At 65.2% G+C, this 16162-nt stretch carries 12 protein-coding genes; 7 read left to right on the top strand and 5 right to left on the bottom strand.

The annotated features are described in order from the left end of the window. Positions 1-127: 127 nt before the first annotated feature. The 3 genes from sthA to Spa11_RS08520 all read right to left on the bottom strand — a co-directional run bounded on the left by sthA (position 128) and on the right by Spa11_RS08520 (position 3104). Positions 128-1597 (bottom strand): Si-specific NAD(P)(+) transhydrogenase, encoded by a 1470-nt coding sequence (gene sthA, locus Spa11_RS08510; protein WP_145110738.1) that lies wholly within the window; start codon positions 1595-1597, stop codon positions 128-130. 229 nt (positions 1598-1826) lie between these two features. Beyond that, the gene (locus Spa11_RS08515) at positions 1827-2519 is read right to left on the bottom strand and encodes an HAD family hydrolase (RefSeq protein WP_145110741.1); all 693 of its coding nucleotides are present in this window, start codon (positions 2517-2519) and stop codon (positions 1827-1829) included. Positions 2520-2624: 105 nt separating this feature from the next. After that, positions 2625-3104 carry a peptide chain release factor family protein gene (locus Spa11_RS08520; protein ID WP_391503326.1) on the bottom strand — a complete coding sequence of 160 codons (480 nt, stop codon included), beginning with the start codon at positions 3102-3104 and terminating at the stop codon, positions 2625-2627. Positions 3105-3190: 86 nt separating this feature from the next. Here Spa11_RS08520 and Spa11_RS08525 point away from each other — a divergent pair, with 86 nt between their 5' ends. After that, the gene (locus tag Spa11_RS08525) at positions 3191-3772 is read left to right on the top strand and encodes a hypothetical protein (RefSeq protein ID WP_145110748.1); all 582 of its coding nucleotides are present in this window, start codon (positions 3191-3193) and stop codon (positions 3770-3772) included. Between the two features lie 69 nt (positions 3773-3841). Continuing rightward, positions 3842-5101, top strand: a complete 1260-nt coding sequence (locus Spa11_RS08530) for an NAD(P)/FAD-dependent oxidoreductase (RefSeq protein WP_145110751.1) — start codon at positions 3842-3844, stop codon at positions 5099-5101. Between the two features lie 63 nt (positions 5102-5164). Here the strand turns inward: Spa11_RS08530 and hemB are convergent, their stop codons facing one another. Continuing rightward, the gene (gene hemB, locus Spa11_RS08535; RefSeq protein ID WP_145110754.1) at positions 5165-6175 is read right to left on the bottom strand and encodes a porphobilinogen synthase; all 1011 of its coding nucleotides are present in this window, start codon (positions 6173-6175) and stop codon (positions 5165-5167) included. 159 nt (positions 6176-6334) lie between these two features. Between hemB and Spa11_RS08540 the strand changes: the two genes are divergently transcribed. After that, entirely contained in the window at positions 6335-6757 is a 423-nt protein-coding gene (locus Spa11_RS08540) for a hypothetical protein (RefSeq protein ID WP_145110757.1), read from the top strand. 141 nt (positions 6758-6898) lie between these two features. After that, complete coding sequence (locus tag Spa11_RS08545; RefSeq protein WP_145110760.1) at positions 6899-8386, top strand: cytochrome P450; 1488 nt, start codon at positions 6899-6901, stop codon at positions 8384-8386. A gap of 138 nt (positions 8387-8524) precedes the next feature. Here the strand turns inward: Spa11_RS08545 and ade are convergent, their stop codons facing one another. Further along, positions 8525-10171, bottom strand: a complete 1647-nt coding sequence (ade, locus tag Spa11_RS08550) for an adenine deaminase (protein WP_145110763.1) — start codon at positions 10169-10171, stop codon at positions 8525-8527. Positions 10172-10496: 325 nt separating this feature from the next. On the opposite strand from ade, the gene Spa11_RS22875 reads away from it, so the two are divergent. From Spa11_RS22875 to Spa11_RS08575, 3 genes are all read left to right on the top strand, one after another. Then, complete coding sequence (locus tag Spa11_RS22875; RefSeq protein WP_197529843.1) at positions 10497-11864, top strand: DUF6666 family protein; 1368 nt, start codon at positions 10497-10499, stop codon at positions 11862-11864. 293 nt (positions 11865-12157) lie between these two features. Beyond that, positions 12158-13576, top strand: coding sequence for a hypothetical protein (locus Spa11_RS08570; RefSeq protein ID WP_145110775.1), 1419 nt, complete (start codon positions 12158-12160; stop codon positions 13574-13576). Positions 13577-14011: 435 nt separating this feature from the next. Further along, complete coding sequence (locus Spa11_RS08575; RefSeq protein ID WP_145110778.1) at positions 14012-16075, top strand: PrkA family serine protein kinase; 2064 nt, start codon at positions 14012-14014, stop codon at positions 16073-16075. Positions 16076-16162: the final 87 nt, after the last annotated feature.

Genomic DNA, 16162 nt, shown 5'->3' on the forward strand with positions numbered 1-16162 from the left:
CATGGCCCCATAGCGGATGCTACGTGGTCACCGCCCGCCGGATGCAAGCGCGATGAGCTTCTGCTCGGGACGCTGGCGCCGGAGGTGTGTGCTCCCCGGACCCTGTTGGCAGACCGCCCGCTGGATCCTAAACCGCAAGCGCCGCGACGTCGGCTAGCTCGGCGTCGCCCCAGCCGCAGCCGGCGGTGACGTCGTACGCGGCGAGTTTGTTGAGACCGTCGAGGGCGGCGACCTTGAACGCTTCGGCCATCGTCGGGTAGTTGAACACCGTGTCGCGGAAGTAGTCGAGCGTGCCGCCGAACGCCATCACGGCTTGGCCGATGTGGATGATCTCGGTCGCCGATTCGCCGATCGCATGAACGCCCAGCAGCTGGCGCGTCTCGCGGTGGAAGAGGATCTTGAGCAGGCCGGTCTCGTCGCCGGCGATCTGGCCGCGGGCGATCTCGGAGAACCGCGCGACGCCGACTTCGTAAGGCGCGTGGTCGGCGGTGAGCTGCTGCTCGCTCTTGCCGATCGACGAGATCTCCGGCACGGTGAACAGGCCGTAGGGGATCTCGCCCATGTCGCGGGCCGGGACGCCGAACGCATGGCAGACCGCCTGACGGCCTTGTTCCATCGAGGCGCTAGCGAGGGCGGGGAAGCCGACGATGTCGCCGACGGCGTAGATGTGCGGGACCTCGGTCTGGAAGCCCTCGCCGACGACGATGCGGCCGCGGGTGTCGGGAGCCAGGCCGGCGGCTTCGAGGTTGAGGAACTCGGTGTCGCCCTGGCGGCCGACGCTGAAGAGGACCGTCTCGCCGAGCAGTCGCTTGCCGCTCTCGAGCTCGACCGCCGCCGCATTGAGGCCGACACGCCGCACGTCGGCGACGTTCTCGCCCAAGCGGAACGTCACACCCATCGAGCGCGCGTTGTAGACAAGCGAGTCGACGATTTCACGGTCGCAGAAGTCGAGCAGCCGGTCGCGGCCGTCGATGATCGTGACACGGACGCCGAGTGTCGCCATCATCAGGCCGTACTCGACGCCGATGACGCCGCCGCCGACGACGATCATCGAACGCGGGATGCGGTCGAGATCGAGGAACTCGTCCGAGTCGAAGACCGTGCGGCCATCGAACGGGATGTGCTTGGGCCGCGCCGGCTTGGTGCCGGGGGCGAGCAGCACCTTGTCCGCGGCGAGGTGCACGGGCCCCTCGGGCGTGAGCACCTCAACGGTGTGTGTGTCGGCGAAGCTCGCCTCGCCGACGATGGTCTCGACGCCGTTGCGGTCGAACTGGTCCTGGATGACGTCCCATTCGCGACGCGAGACGTGCTGCAGCTTGTGCCGCAGGTCGTCCATCGTGATCGACTTGCGCGAACGGTACTGTTCGCCGTAGACCTCGCGCTGGCGGAAGCCGGTGAGGTGGAGGATCGCCTCGCGCATCGTCTTGGAGGGGATCGTGCCGGTGTGCAGGCAGACGCCGCCAACGAGTTCTTTCTGCCGCTCGACGATCGCGACACGCTTGCCGAGCTTCGCCGCGCAGATGGCCGCCTTCTGGCCGCCGGGGCCGCTGCCGACTACGACGAGGTCAAAACAGTTCACGGCGGTCGCTCGCTTCATTGCGGGAGGGAAAGGTCCGCGTAAGCGTACGGCAAGCCGAGTGGCGTGCCGGCGACCGGCACGGCGGGTTTGCAGCAAAGGGGCGCCGGCTGTGACGGTTGTGTCGATTCTTAGCGACGGAGCTGTGGGAGGGGTCTCCAGACCCCGATTACGGTATCCATTCCGAAACGGCATGGTGCGCGAAATCGGGGTCTGGAGACCCCTCCCACAATTGAGCCATTTGACCGATTCAGTCGGACAGGAACGCGACGATGTCATCCGCGTCTTCGAGCGTCTCGACCAAAAGGTCGGGCTTCGTCGTGGCGAGTTCTTCGGCGGTGATGTGCCCCGTCGGCACGGCGACGGCGTAGGCGCCGACCGACCGCGCGCAGCGCACGTCGTTGGGCGTATCGCCGATGACGACGATCCGTTCGTCGGCGGAAGCCGCTCCATTGGGAGAGCTGCCGTGACGCTCCCGCGCCCTTGCGACGGCGGTGGCGGCGATGTCGTTGCGGTCGGGGTGGTCGTCGCCAAAGCCGCCGAACGCGAAGCGATGCCAGAGGTCGTAGTAGCGTAGCTTGGTCTCCGCCGCGGCGGCGACGTTGCCCGTCAGCAGGCCGATGTGCACGTCGCCGAGCGACTCGAGCCGATCGAGCAACGCGAACACGCCCGGCAAGACGAGGCCCTCACGTCGGCGCAGATGATCCTCGATGCGGGCGACGTACCCCTCTCGGAACCGCCGCCAGTTCTCGTGCGTGTTCTCGATGCCATGCGCGACGAATAAGTTGCCGGCGATGCCGCGATCGCTCTGCCCCGCGAAGGGGACCTCTCGCGAAATCTCCGGCACGCCAAAGTCCTCGGCAAAGGTCTCGGCAAACGCAAACATCCCCGCCCCGCCGGTGAGGACCAAAGTGCCATCGATGTCAAAGAGGCAGGCTTTCATGGGCTTTGATGAATTCACCACAAAGGAACGAAGGAATTATGGTTTGTAGGCGATGGGCAACGATTGGGCCAATTAATAGTCTTCCTTCGTTCCTTTGTGCTTCATTTATTTGAGCGGCGCGCGATCGCGGTCGGCGCGCTGCCGGTTGAGTATGGCAAAGGCCGCCGGCTCGAGGCGGAGTAGTTTGATGAGTTGGGTGCGGGTGACGCCGAGCTTGGTGGCGGCGGCGGCTTCGTCCCAATCGGCCGCCGCGATGTGGTCGAGCGCTTCGGCGAGCAGCGCGGGGTAATCGGCGTGTTCGGGGTTGATCGCTAGCTTCCCGCCGCGGGTACGGCTCTGCCAGAGTTGCGAAGCCGCGTCGGCGGGCGGGTCGCGGTGCTCGACTGCTAAGCGTACGCGTAAACGCTGAATGGCGACCTCGCGGTTCTGCTGTTGGCTGCGGCGTTCGTTGGCCTCAGCAAGGACGCCCGTCGGCTTGTGGGTAAGGATGACCGCGGTCTCGACCTTGTTACGGTGCTGCCCGCCGGGCCCCGAGCGCCGTTGTCGCCGCTCTTCGCACTCGGCGAGAAGTTCGTCGATCGGCAGTTGCGCAGGGTGCATCGGCGACGTGTAGCTGGTTGGGGGCGCAGGTGGCTGGAGTAAGTTTGCGACCTAAGTCTATGCTTTAGGGCATGGCAGCCTCACCCCTCAAGCCGCAAGACTCCACCCGCTCGCACGAGCGGACCGTCACCGTTGTGTGGCCGTCGATCTCGGCAGGGCCGTGGGGGCAGTGGCTGGGGCGGCTGTACTCGAGTCGGTTCGGCTTTCCGATCGGCGGCGTCCCGCTGACGCTCGGCCGGTTGATGACGCTCCTCACCGCTCCGATCGGGGCGGTTCTCTACCTGGTCCGTAAGGCGCCGAGGTGGCCGCTGGTGCTCGTCGGGACCGTGAACACAGCCGGCGTCCGCTATCGCGTCACCACACAGCGGCTGCTCATCGAGAACCCCTTTGAAAAGGACGCGACGCCCGTCGCCGCGTTGCCGCTCGACGGGTTCGACGAGGTGAAAGCCGAGGTCCAACCGGGCCAGGACTGGTACCACGCCGCCGACGTAGTGCTGCTCGAGCGCGGCGTCGAGCGTCTGCGCCTCGCCGGCGTCCCGCGCCCCGAGCCGTTCATGCGAACGGTGATGAAGACACAGCAAGCGGCGGCGATCAACCGGCCGGCGAAAGACGCCGCTAGGCAAGCCGGGCACGAAGTGATTGTCGCTATCTAGTTGGGGGCCTATCGAGAGCAATCCACCCAACTAAGTCGGAACCCGCGCCTGCGGGCGGGATGAACAGGAATGGAAGAACTCGACGCAATCATCGTTGGCGCCGGCATCGCCGGGTTGACCTGCGCGGAAGAACTCTGTTCGCGCGAGCGAAAGGTGCTCGTCCTGGAGTCGGAGCCGACTCCGGGGGGAAGAATTTCGACCGACGAACTGGACGGTTTCCTGCTCGATCGGGGCTTCCAGGTCTTCTTGACCGCCTATCCCGAGGCCCAGCGCAAGCTGGACTACGGGAAGCTTCGACTCCACAACTTTGAGCCGGGCGCCCTGGTTTGGCGCGACGGGACCTTTCACCGTTTTTCTGATCCGTGGCGACGGCCACGCCACCTCTTGGCGACGGCCTTCTCACCGGTAGCAACCTTTGCCGACAAACTGCGGCTAGCGAAGCTGCGTCGCGATACGACTCGCGGAGACCTCGCGCGCCTCTACGAGCGAACCGAACTGCCTACGATCGACCTGCTCCGGCAGCGCGGGTTCTCGCCCATCGTGGTCGAACAGTTCTTCCGCCCGTTCTTGGGCGGCGTGTTCTTGGATCATGACCTGACCACGTCGAGTCGGTTGTGTGAGTTCGTGTTCCGGATGTTCTCTTCGGGCGACGCCGCCCTCCCCGCGGGCGGTATGCGGGCCCTCCCGCACCAGCTTGCCGACCGCCTCCCAGCCGGCGTGCTCCGGCTGGGGACGCGCGTCAAGTCTGCCGGCAAGGGAAGGGTCGAACTCGCATCAGGCGAACGGCTCAGTGCAAAGCGGACCGTGCTCGCGACCGAGGAGCCCATCGCCGCCCGCCTCACCGGCGAGCAATCGACGGGCGGATCGAATCGCGCGGCGTGCGTCTACTTCGCAGCGGATCGGCCTCCGCTGGAGGAACCGATCCTCCTGCTTAACGGCGGGGGTCGCGGCCCGGTGAACAACGTCTGCGTCCCCAGCCAGGTGGCGCCGTCTTACGCCCCCCCAGGGCAATCGCTCATTTCCGTCACGGCCCTTCAGTGGACCGACGCGGCTACGCTGCACGGCGAGGTGCGGGACCAACTTCGCGAGTGGTTCGGCCCGGTGGTTGACTCGTGGCGGCATCTGCGGACGTACCCGATTGAGTACGCCCTGCCGCGCCAGACGCCACCGGCGCTCGACCCCGTGGCCAAGGGCGCCCGCCTCGCCGAGGGCGTCTACCGCTGCGGCGATTACTGCGACACGGCATCCATCAACGGCGCGATGGCCGCCGGCCGCCGCGCCGCTGAAGCGGTGATCGAGGACGCGACCGCTCGGTCGCTTGGGGATTAGTCTCGCGCTTGACGCAATTCTTAAGATGGCGCCGCAGGCCCATCGCTCGCCGACGCGGCGCGATCACGAAAGACCGGCGTCGCGCAGCTTCCGCGCCGCTTCCACCGCGAAGTACGTCAACACGCCGTCGGCGCCGGCGCGTTTGAACGCCATCAGGCTTTCGAGCATCACCGCGTCGCGGTCGAGCCAGCCGCGCTCGGCGGCCGCGGCGATCTGGGCGTACTCGCCCGAGACCTGGTACGCGAACGTCGGCGCGCCGAAGGCTTGCTTCACCCGGCAGACGATGTCGAGGTAAGGCTGGCCCGGTTTGACCATCACCATGTCGGCGCCCTCGGCGAGGTCGAGCGCGACTTCACGGAGGGCCTCGTCGCCGTTGGCGGGGTCCATCTGGTAGGACTTCTTGTCCCCCTTGCCGAGCGAGCCGGCCGAGCCGACCGCGTCGCGGAACGGGCCGTAGTACGCCGACGCGTACTTGGCGGCATACGCCATGATCGCGACTTGTGTGAAGCCCTCGGCGTCGAGGGCCGTACGGATGCGGCCGACGCGGCCGTCCATCATGTCGCTCGGGGCGATGACGTCGCAGCCCGCCTCGGCCTGGACGATCGCTTGCTTGCAGAGCGCGTCGAGCGTTTCGTCGTTAGCGACATAGCCGTCCACCACCAAGCCGTCCTGCCCGTGCGAGCTATACGGGTCGAGCGCGACATCGGCGAGGACGCCTACCGCTTCACCGAGCCGGTGCTTGACTTCGCGGATCGCGCGGCAGACGAGGTTATCGGAGTTCCACGCCTCTTCGGCGCCGGGCGTCTTGAGGTCGTTAGGCGTTGCCGGGAAGAGAGCGATCGCCGGAATGCCCAGCTCCACGGCTTCGGCGACCGCTGCCTCGAGCAGGTCGATGCTCAATCGCTGGACGCCAGGCATCGACCCGATCGGCTCGCGCCGCTTCGAGCCCTCGCAAACGAAGATCGGCCAAATCAGGTCCGCCGCCGACAACCGCGACTCACTCACAAGCCGCCGCGACCAATCATGCCGCCGCAGCCGGCGCAGGCGTGTCGTGGGGAAGGATCCGTATTGCATGCCATGCCTTTCTTGGAGAGGGTTCTCAACGATTTGAACCACAAAGGAACAGAGGAACCAAGGGAGCGCAACAAGGCCTAGCAAAGAATCCCAACGGCCCCCCTTTGTTCCTTCGTTCCTTCGTGGTTTGCTTTCCTGGTCCTGCTAGGTCGAGTCGCTATGCCTGAGAACTCCAAACCGCCGGAGATGCATGTCGGACCTTTCCGGTTCACCTCGGTCGGGGTGCGCATTGATGGGAAGCCGTCGGTTGAGGCCTGGAAGGGCCCGCTGCACTTTGCCCTGTGGTGCCAGAAGGCCGGCCCGTGGTGGATCGGCGATCTGCTCAACGCCGGCGACGACGCCTTCGGCGAAGCCTTCTACGCGATGTGCGAGGGCGCCATCTCGGGTGATCAGCTCAACCGCTACGCCTCGGTCGCCCGCCGAGTCCCGATCCGCAACCGCCGACCCAATCTGAGCTGGAGCGCGCACGCCGCGATCGCCCGGCTCAATGAAGCCGGGCAGCGGAAGCTGCTCGGCCTAGCGGAGCAGAACGGCTGGTCGAGCGAAGAGCTCCGCGTCGAGGCCCGGCGGTTCAAGGCGTAAGAAAATTACCAGAACTAACTCGCTAAAATCCAAGGATGACTATATTGTAATCTCCGCTTAACCCGGGGACCGGGCACGACTGAAGTAGGGGAAAACCTCTAGGATGCGAGGTTTTTGCCGGTACGGCTACATTCAGGTACGATGTCTGTTGTTCTAGAGAGAACGCTTGGCGAAGCTGCGCGCCCGACCCGTCTGGCGCGCCAGGTCGTCTCGGACAAGACGCCGCCCGAGAAACTGCCCCATCCGCCCGGCCCGAAGAATATCAATCAATGGATTGGCCTCACTTGGCGGCACGCGGCCGAGTTCTGGCTGTCGCCCTTGCGGTACATCACGAAGCTTGGCCATCGCTACGGCGACCTGTGCAGCTTCATGCTGTTCACCCAGCGGGCCTACGTCGTCAATAGCCCCGAGCTGATCCACGAGTACCTCGTCCGGCGGCGTGACGACTACATCCGCGCGCCCTGGGAGATGCGGGTGCTCCGCCAACTGGTGGGCAACGGCATCCTCACCAGCGAAGGCGACCTCTGGACCCGGCAGCGCCGGATCATCCAGCAGGCGTTCCGCGGCGCGCTGTTGCCCCGTTACTCCGAAGTCACGCTGACCACGACGCAAGTACGGGTCGGCGCGTGGGAGTCGGCGGGGGAAGTTGATCTCGTCAACGAGATGGCGGCGCTGATGATGGACATCTCCATCCGCACGACCACCGGCATCAACCCCGAAGTCATTGGTGGCCCGTCGCCCGAACAACTGTCCGACGCGATCATCGAGGGCGCCGATCAGATGAGCCGCGAGATGGGCATTCCCATCACGCCGCCGAAATGGTTGCCGCTCCCCAGCAGCCGCCGCAAACGCCGAGCGATCGAGGCGATCGACGCCTACGTCCACCGCGCGATCGAGATCCGCCGCGCCGACCCCGACACCTACCACGACCTGCTGGCGGTTCTGCTCCGGGCGGTCGATGAAGAGGGCGACGGCAAGGGGATGAGCGATCGGCAGGCCCGCGACGAAACCGCCACTATTCTGATCGCCAGCGCACACTCGATGAGTTCGACGCTCGGCTGGTTTTGGAAACTGGTCCTCGGCCGGCCCGAACTCTACGACCGGCTCACCGAAGAGGTCGATCGGGTGCTTGGCGACCGCGAGCCGACCTTTGCCGACGTGCCGAAGCTCGAGTGCCTCACGCAGACACTCAAAGAGACGATGCGGCTCTTCCCGCCGGCGTATGTGCTCTTCGCACGGATGCCGATCCGCGACACACAGCTCGGCGGCTACCGGGTCTGCCGCGGCGGCTGGATGATCACGATGCCCTGGGTCACGCACCGCGACCCGCGATTCTTCCCCGAGCCGATGAAGTTCGATCCTGACCGGTTCTCGCCCGAGCGAGAGGGCGACATCCCCAAGGGCGCTTACTTCCCGTTCGGCCACGGCCCACGGGTCTGTATCGGCCAGCAACTGGCGATGGTGCAACTCCCGCTGATCACCGCAACCCTGCTCCAGCGCTTCCGCTTCGAGCCCCAACCGGGCTTCGACGACATGACGACGCACCGCGAACTAGCGGTCCGGCCGGCTACGCCGTGCCCAGTCAAAGTCACCCGCCGCGACCCGCTGCCGCCGCGTAAGCCTCGTTAGAAGTCTACCACAGAGGCACTGAGAGCACGGAGGACGACACAGAGAAGTTTTTGACCGGAGTAGGGTGCGATGCAGCGGAGCGGAATCGCACCCTACGGCTTCTCGGTGTCGTCCTCCGTGCCCTACGTGTCTCTGTGGTTATCTCGTTAAGGAGACGAACTCGAATCGATCCCCATCGAACAGCCCCTTGTCGCTTAACTTGAGCGAGGGGATTACCAGCAGGGCCATGAACGACAGGGTCATGTAGGGTGCGCGGAGGGGGCTTCCCCATGCTTTGGCGAGCTTGTCGAGCTTGCCGTATGCGGCGCCGACTTCTTGGCACGTGCCCGTCGCCATCAGACCAGCGACCGGCAGCGGCAGTGCCTCGGCGACGCCGTCTTTGTGGCTTGCGGCGGAGAGGCCGCCTTGGTTCTCCATTACGAGGCTCATCGCGGTGGAGATGTCGGTGTCGTCCACGCCAACGGCGATGACGTTGTGCGAATCGTGCGCGACGCTCGACGCGATCGCGCCGCGCTGGAGCCCGAAGTTCTTGATGAAGGCGATCGCCGGCGCGGCGTCGGCGTAGCGGTTGACGACCACAAGTTTCAGGACATCGTTCGCCACGTCGGAGACGACGTGGCCGGCGTGTACCTTTGGCTTTGTATTGAGCGAGTTGGTGATGAGTTGCCCCTCGATCGCCTCGATGACGCGTAGCTGCGAAACGCCTTCCGCAGGTAGGGCGAGTTCCTCGGCACGCACTTCGCGGGCGACGAAGTTATTGGCGACCGCCGGCTCGATGCGCGGCAGCATCGTCTTGCCGTTCTCGGCGACGAGCACGCCATCGATCCAGGTGCGGCGGACATTGAACGCCGTGAGGGAGTCGATCTCGACGAAGTCCGCCGGATCGCCAACGCGCATGAGGCCGATCGGCAACGAGTAGTGTTCGACGGGCGTCTGGCATGCGGCGCGGAGGGCGTGGAAGGCGTCGGCGCCGGCGGCGACCGCGCGGCGGAGCAACAAGTTGATGTGCCCGACCTCGAGTTCGTCGGGATGCTTGTCGTCGCTACACAGCATCACCATGCCGGGGTGCTCGGCGATCAGCGGCGCAAGGGCGTCGAAGTTGCGGGCGGCGGAGCCATCGCGGATCGAGATCTTGCACCCAGCGGCGAGTTTGTCGCGCGCCTCGTCGATCGTGAAGCACTCGTGGTCGGTCGTCATGCCGGCGGCGACGTACTTCGCTGCCTGCTCGCCACGCAGCCCCGGCGCGTGGCCATCGACGGGCTTGCCACGATCGAGCGACGCCTTAATCTTCGCCAGGCACTCGGGGTCGCCGTGCAGCACCCCCGGGAAGTTCATCATCTCGCTCAAGTAGCCGATACGCGGATCATCGAGCAGCGCCTCGACCTCGGCGACGGTAACCGTCGCGCCGGCGGTCTCGAAGGTCGTGGCGGGTACGCACGACGGGGCGCCGAAGCAGAACTTGAACGGTGTCTGGTCACCTTGCGCAAGCATGTACTCGACGCCCGCGACGCCCAAGACGTTACCGATCTCGTGCGGGTCGCTCACCGAGCCGACCGTCCCGTGAACGACCGCAGCGCGGGCGAACTCCGTCGGCACGAGCATCGAGCTCTCGACGTGGACATGGGCGTCGATGAACCCGGGCACGAGATAGCCCTCGACCGCCTCGCCATCTGGCAGCGGCTGGATCGCAGCGATCTTCCCGTCCACGACACGGACTTCGGCGGGCGTCACCGTGCGGGCAGCGAGATTGACGACGTTGGAGCGGACAGAGAACAAGGGGGGCATACGGCGGCTGGGTCGGTAGAGGCGAAGATCTTGCGGGAGCCGAGTATAGCGATGCTGGCTCACGGGCGTCGTCAGGGGGAGATGTCGATGGCGTGCGAGCGGTCAGGGCCCTGAGCACGCCAGGATTTGGCGCCAACGGCGCCAGCAACGACCCTAACGATTACGTCAACTTTGATGAAAGTCCGGGTGAGCCGGCGTCGATACCTCCTCTTAGCTGCGACCAGGGGGGCCTGGCGTGTGCTGCTTGCTAGCTGACCGCGGGGCGGTCGGTACGTGACAGCACGCCATCGATCCGAAAGACACCCGCCCCCTTGAGGTAACTGCGATGCGTCATCTGATGCACGCCCTTGTTGGTCTTCTCGCCGTGTCGGCGTCGACCCCTGCGCTCGCCCAGTTGCAGTGGCAATCGACCGGCGTCCAGCAAGTGAGCCACGCCGCTCCCGTCAAGCCGCAGGCCAAGGCGCCGTCGGTCGTCCGCCAGACGCCCGCCAAGCCAGCGAAGGTCCAACAAGCGGCCGCCCAAGCGCCCGTCCGTCAGGCGATTGCGTCGATTCCCAATCCGCAACGAGCCGGCTCGTCCGCTGTTCGACCGCGCATTGACGCGGCGGTGCGGACCGCTTGCGCCCATTGCGGCGGCGTCGGCGGCTGTGATTGCGGCACGCCCTACTACCAGGAACAAGGCTTTCCGATCAGCGAGCCAGGGTACTCGGTTGTCGATCCCGGTTGCGGCTTCGCCGACCCGGGCTGTGGCGTCCCAGACTGCGGCTGCGGGGTCGATCCCGGTTGCGGTCTCACGTACGGCGAGACGTGCGGCTGCGGAGACGTTGGCTGCGGCGGCACTTGCGGCGTTGGTTGCAGCAGCACCGTGGGCTGCGCAGATGGCTGCGTGCCGGTGATGCTCTGTCTGCCCCCGATCCGCGAACTGACGATCTCCGGCGGCGTCCAGGCGTTCAAGAACCCGCTCGACGGCCCGAACCGTGACCGCGGCAACTTCGGCTTCAACCAGAGCATCAACCTAGGCGGATCGATGGGTTGGCTCGGCGTGCCAGCGATCGGTTACCAGGTCGGTTACAGGGCCGCTCAAAGCCAGGTACACGGCGACTCGTCCTCGGCCACATCCGACGGCCACACGCAGCAGTTCTTCACCGGCGGCTTATTCCACCGCAAGCCCGTCGGCCTGCAATACGGCGTCGTCTACGACCTCTTGCAGGACGAGCGTCAGGGATCGATGGACTTCGGCCAGATCCGCGGCCTGATCAGCATCACCAACCCGTGTGGTCATGAGATCGGCTTCCAGTTCGCGTCCAAGACGAATGAGAACACGGTAATCAACGCTCAGGAAGTCGCGACTAACTACCACGCCACTAATCAGTATTTGCTGTTCTACCGCTTCCACGGCTGCCAGGGCGGGGAGCTGCGGGTGTTCGGTGGGTTCGACGATGACAGCAAGGGAATTCTGGGGCTCGATACGGCGATTCCGCTGACCGACCGTTTCTCGATGGTCTCCGGATTCACCTACGTCATCCCCGAGGAAGACGCCGCCGGCCTCGGCGCCCAAGAAGAAGCCTGGAACCTCGGTATGAACTTGGTTTGGCACTACGGTAAGCGGGCCAAGCAGTGCTTCCACGGCCAGTACCGCCCGCTGTTCGAAGTGGCCGATAACGGGTCGCTGATCATCGACGACCGCCCGTAGGGTGTGGTAACTGAGTAGCTAGCTAACGACGAACCGAGCAACGAAGCCCCGCACCGATAGGTCCGGGGCTTCGTTTTTATGGCTGACAAGCCAATGACCTGCCGACTTCCGGAAACGTACAAAACCCTCTATGCTGGCAGGCTTACGGTCGCCGCACGGATGGCCGACCTACCGAATCACCGGCTGCCGCCTCCGAGTCCCTTTGCCCACCAGGTGGTGGGGCGGAACTTGTCGAGGCCGGCGGTCACGAGCAGGCGGCCTCGCCGCTCCAATTGACCAAAAGCACGCACCCTATGGCTGCTGACAACTGGGACGCCCTTCTCCGCGACCTCGGCGCCAACCCCGCCGATTCCGCCCCTACCGCCGAACCGGCGCCCGTAGCCGAGCCGGCTCCTGAGGCAAGTCAGCCCACGTCTCCGACGCATGCGCCCGCTATGCCGGCGGCTGAGTCGGATGTCGAATTGCCCACGGACTATCCCAAACCGAAGCCCAGCGCCTGGGACGCGCTCGCCGTCTCACTAGGCGTTCCCGGAGCAGAGTCGGCGCCTCCCAAGTCAGCCCCTCCCAAGGCGAAGGCAGAGGTCCCGGCGCAGACACGTCCGCAACCTGCAACGCCTCAATCGCCGCCCCAGGCGCCGATCGGCGAGGATTCGGAAGCGGAGGAGACCGCAGAGCCGAAGCCAAGGGCTGCCCGCGGCGAACGGGGCCGGCCCGATCGGTCAAAGAAAGAGGGCGCCAAGCCTCGGCGCTCTCGAACCGAATCGAAGGCAGACGCCCCCAAGCCGGCCGCCGTTGACGAGGCGATTGTCGAGGTCGAGGCGCCGGTCTCTGATGCCGTCGAAGACTCTGCCGCGGAAGAGGCGGCGCCGAAGCCCCGAGGCTTTACCGGCTGGTTCCCCTTCGCTGCTCGTCGTGCCAAACCAGAGCCGGTTGCTCCTGCAGAGCCCGAACTTCCACGCGACCTCTTCGGCGCTGCCGATGACGATGAGGAAGTCGTCGAGGGCGCCGAGTTGACAGACGCAGACGCCGACGAGGCGAGGACCGAAGAAGACGAAGAACGCTCCGACAAGCCGCGTCGCCGTCGCCGCCGTGGAGGACGTCGCCGCCGAAAGAAGTCGGAAGGTGAGGCAGACGCCGACGATAGCGAACTGGAAGCTTCCGAAAGCGACGAATCCGACGAAACCGAGACCGATGAGTCTTCCGGCGAAGTGGAAGGCGAAGACGAGTCAGACAAGCCGCGTCGCCGCCGTCGCCGCCGCCGCGGGCGTGGCCGCTCCGCTAAGAGCGAAGAGTTATCCACTTCCGAGTCGCCCGAAGAGGAAGAGGAGGACGAGGACGGCCCCGACAGTGGGGACGGCCCCGCTTCGGAAGCGGCTGCCCGCTCGTCGCGTGCCTTCGAGGTCGAGGGGAGTGATGACTCCGACGACGAAGACGACGATGTTCCCGCGATCTCGCACAAGAACATCACTTCGTGGAACGAAGCCATTGGCGTCGTCGTAGACGCCAACATTGCCGCACGGTCTGAGCGCCGGCCGACAACCAGCCGGGGCCCCAGCCGCGGCGGTCCCAGCCGTGGCGGCCGCAGCGGTGGCGAAAGTGCCCGTGGAGGTGGCGATGGCGGCGGTCGAGGCGGTCGCTCGCGCGGAGGCCGGCGCCGACGCGGTGGGTCGGGCGCTTCCTCCAACGGCTCAAGCAGCGAAAGCGGCAACTGAATGGCTCGACGCCTTGAGGCGTCGCAGACCCGCTCGGATGGGTGGGGTCTTCTTGGCGGTTTCTACGTGCTGGGGACGAACTGTCCACCCGGCAGCGGGGGCTTAACCGGCTTATCCCGTCACATTTCTCTTGCTGCCTTGTCGGAACGCGAGTGATACTAGGGTAAGGAAGGGGCACGCAGGAGTTGCTTCGGCATTGCCAGCCGGCAGGACGCCCGCCCCCTTCTCCCGCCACTCGCCGCCCTCCGCTCTTTGCCAATCCCGCACGGTGAGCCCCTCGGCTATCTGGGGGGAGTTTGCGGCCCCTCTCTCGGGCCGCGGCGCGCAGGCGCCTTCTCCCTCTCTCATGCGTTGGTCGGGTTCACCCTTGCAGGGAATGTAAAGGGCCTAGCCTTCGGCGAGTCACGTAGCACTCACGGAGCAGGTAGCCCTCACATGGCCAACGGAAGCGAAATTATTCGTCTGGTGTCGGATCGCCAGGACCGCGACCAGTTCCGTCGCAAGAACTGGGTCGGAACGTTCGAAGAGTACCTCGACATCGTCCAAGCCCACCCCGAGGTGACGCGCACGGCGTACCAGCGGCTGTACGACATGATCCTCTCGTACGGCGTCGAGAAGATGCGTGTCGGCCGTGAGTCGGTCACGCACTACAACTTCTTCGACGACCCCGACGGCGGCGGCAAGGACGCGGTCTTCGGCCTCGGCGGCACGCTCGTCCAACTCGTCAACGCATTGAAGAGCGCCGCGAAGGGCTACGGCATCGAACGCCGCGTGCTGTTGCTGCATGGGCCGGTCGGCAGTTCGAAGAGCACCATCGCGCGCTTGCTCAAGAAGGGCCTCGAACGCTACAGCACCACCGACGAGGGCGCGCTCTATACGCTGGGCTGGGCCGACGAGAAGGAGCCGGACAACCCGGACCTCGTGCACTGGTGCCCGATGAACGAAGAGCCGCTGCACCTCATCCCGCAGCGTTTCCGCGCGGATGTCGAAGCACGCCTCAATGAAGGCCGCGCGGGGGATGACGACCACCGCGTGCGTATCGAGGGCGAGCTCGATCCTTTCTGCCGGTTCATCTATCAGCAGCGCCTGAAGAAGTACGACGGCGACTGGACCCGCGTCACGCAGGATGTCCGCGTCAAGCGCGTCATCCTCAGCGAGAAGGACCGCGTCGGCATCGGCACCTTCCAGCCCAAAGACGAGAAGAATCAAGACGCCACCGAACTCACCGGCGACATCAACTACCGCAAGATCGCCGAATTCGGCTCGGACAGCGATCCGCGCGCGTTCAACTTCGACGGCGAATTCAACGTCGCCAACCGCGGCCTGATCGAATTCGTCGAGGTGCTCAAGCTCGACGTGGCCTTCCTCTACGACCTGTTGGGCGCGAGCCAGGAGCACCGCATCAAGCCGAAGAAGTTCGCCCAGACCGACATCGACGAGGTGATCCTCGGCCACACCAACGAGCCCGAGTACCGCCGTCTACAGAACAACGAGTTCATGGAGGCGCTGCGAGACCGGACCGTCAAGATCGACGTGCCGTACGTCACCACGCTCGCCGACGAGATCAAGATCTACGACAAGGACTACAACAACAACACCGTGCGCGGCAAACACATCGCACCGCACACGGTCGAGATGGCCGCCATGTGGGCAGTCCTCACACGCCTCGAAGAGCCGAAGCACGCGGGTCTGAGCCGCTTACAGAAGATGAAGCTCTACAACGGCAAGACTCTCCCCGGGTTCACCGAGGAGAACATCAACGAACTGCGCGAGCATTCCACCACCGAGGGGATGGTCGGCATCTCGCCGCGGTATGTGCAGGACAAGCTGTCCAACGCCCTGGTGGCCCATCCCGACGCGCGGAGCGTGAACCCCTTCATGGTGCTCAACGAACTCGAGGCGGGCCTCAAGCACCACTCCCTCATCAACGACGAGGAGCAGAAGCAGGAATACCGTGACCTCTTGGGCGTCGTCAAAGAGGAGTACGAGAACATCGTGAAGAACGAGGTCCAACGCGCGATCGCCGCCGACGAGGAGGCCCTGATGCGCCTCTGCGGCAATTACATCGACAACGTCAAGGCGTATACGCAGCGTGAGAAGGTCAAGAACGCCTTCACGGGCTCGTACGAAGAGCCCGACGAGCGGCTGATGCGGAGCGTCGAGGAGAAGATCGACATCCCCGACAGCCGCAAGGACGACTTCCGCCGCGAGATCATGAACTACATCGGCGCGCTGATGATCGACGGCAAGCGGTTTGACTACAAGTCAAACGAACGCCTGCACAAAGCGCTCGAGCTCAAGCTCTTCGAGGACCAGAAAGATTCGATCAAGCTGACGAGCCTCGTGTCGAATGTCGTCGACGCCGACACGCAGCAGAAAATCGACGTGGTGAAGGCCCGCCTGATCAAGAACTACGGCTACGACGAGGAGTCCGCTACCGACGTCCTGCATTACGTCGCCAGCATCTTCGCCCGTGGCGACGCAAAGCGAGACTCTTAGTCGATTGATTTGAAGGAGATGAGTGGGATGTTGGTGATAGGGGGGATCGCAAGCGGACGAGAGAGCGACGCTATCGGCATGCTCGAA

The organism is Botrimarina mediterranea, from assembly GCF_007753265.1.
GTDB lineage: Bacteria > Planctomycetota > Planctomycetia > Pirellulales > Lacipirellulaceae > Botrimarina > Botrimarina mediterranea.

What these genes read in the sequence shown, in the direction of transcription:
- Spa11_RS08575 (WP_145110778.1), top strand. Translation starts at nt 14,012, where the DNA reads ATGGCCAACGGAAGCGAAATTATTCGTCTGGTGTCGGATCGCCAGGAC.
- Spa11_RS08525 (WP_145110748.1), top strand. Translation starts at nt 3,191, where the DNA reads ATGGCAGCCTCACCCCTCAAGCCGCAAGACTCCACCCGCTCGCACGAG.
- Spa11_RS08540 (WP_145110757.1), top strand. Translation starts at nt 6,335, where the DNA reads ATGCCTGAGAACTCCAAACCGCCGGAGATGCATGTCGGACCTTTCCGG.
- sthA (WP_145110738.1), bottom strand. Translation starts at nt 1,597, where the DNA reads ATGAAGCGAGCGACCGCCGTGAACTGTTTTGACCTCGTCGTAGTCGGC.
- Spa11_RS08570 (WP_145110775.1), top strand. Translation starts at nt 12,158, where the DNA reads ATGGCTGCTGACAACTGGGACGCCCTTCTCCGCGACCTCGGCGCCAAC.
- ade (WP_145110763.1), bottom strand. Translation starts at nt 10,171, where the DNA reads ATGCCCCCCTTGTTCTCTGTCCGCTCCAACGTCGTCAATCTCGCTGCC.
- Spa11_RS08545 (WP_145110760.1), top strand. Translation starts at nt 6,899, where the DNA reads ATGTCTGTTGTTCTAGAGAGAACGCTTGGCGAAGCTGCGCGCCCGACC.
- hemB (WP_145110754.1), bottom strand. Translation starts at nt 6,175, where the DNA reads ATGCAATACGGATCCTTCCCCACGACACGCCTGCGCCGGCTGCGGCGG.
- Spa11_RS08530 (WP_145110751.1), top strand. Translation starts at nt 3,842, where the DNA reads ATGGAAGAACTCGACGCAATCATCGTTGGCGCCGGCATCGCCGGGTTG.
- Spa11_RS08515 (WP_145110741.1), bottom strand. Translation starts at nt 2,519, where the DNA reads ATGAAAGCCTGCCTCTTTGACATCGATGGCACTTTGGTCCTCACCGGC.
- Spa11_RS22875 (WP_197529843.1), top strand. Translation starts at nt 10,497, where the DNA reads ATGCGTCATCTGATGCACGCCCTTGTTGGTCTTCTCGCCGTGTCGGCG.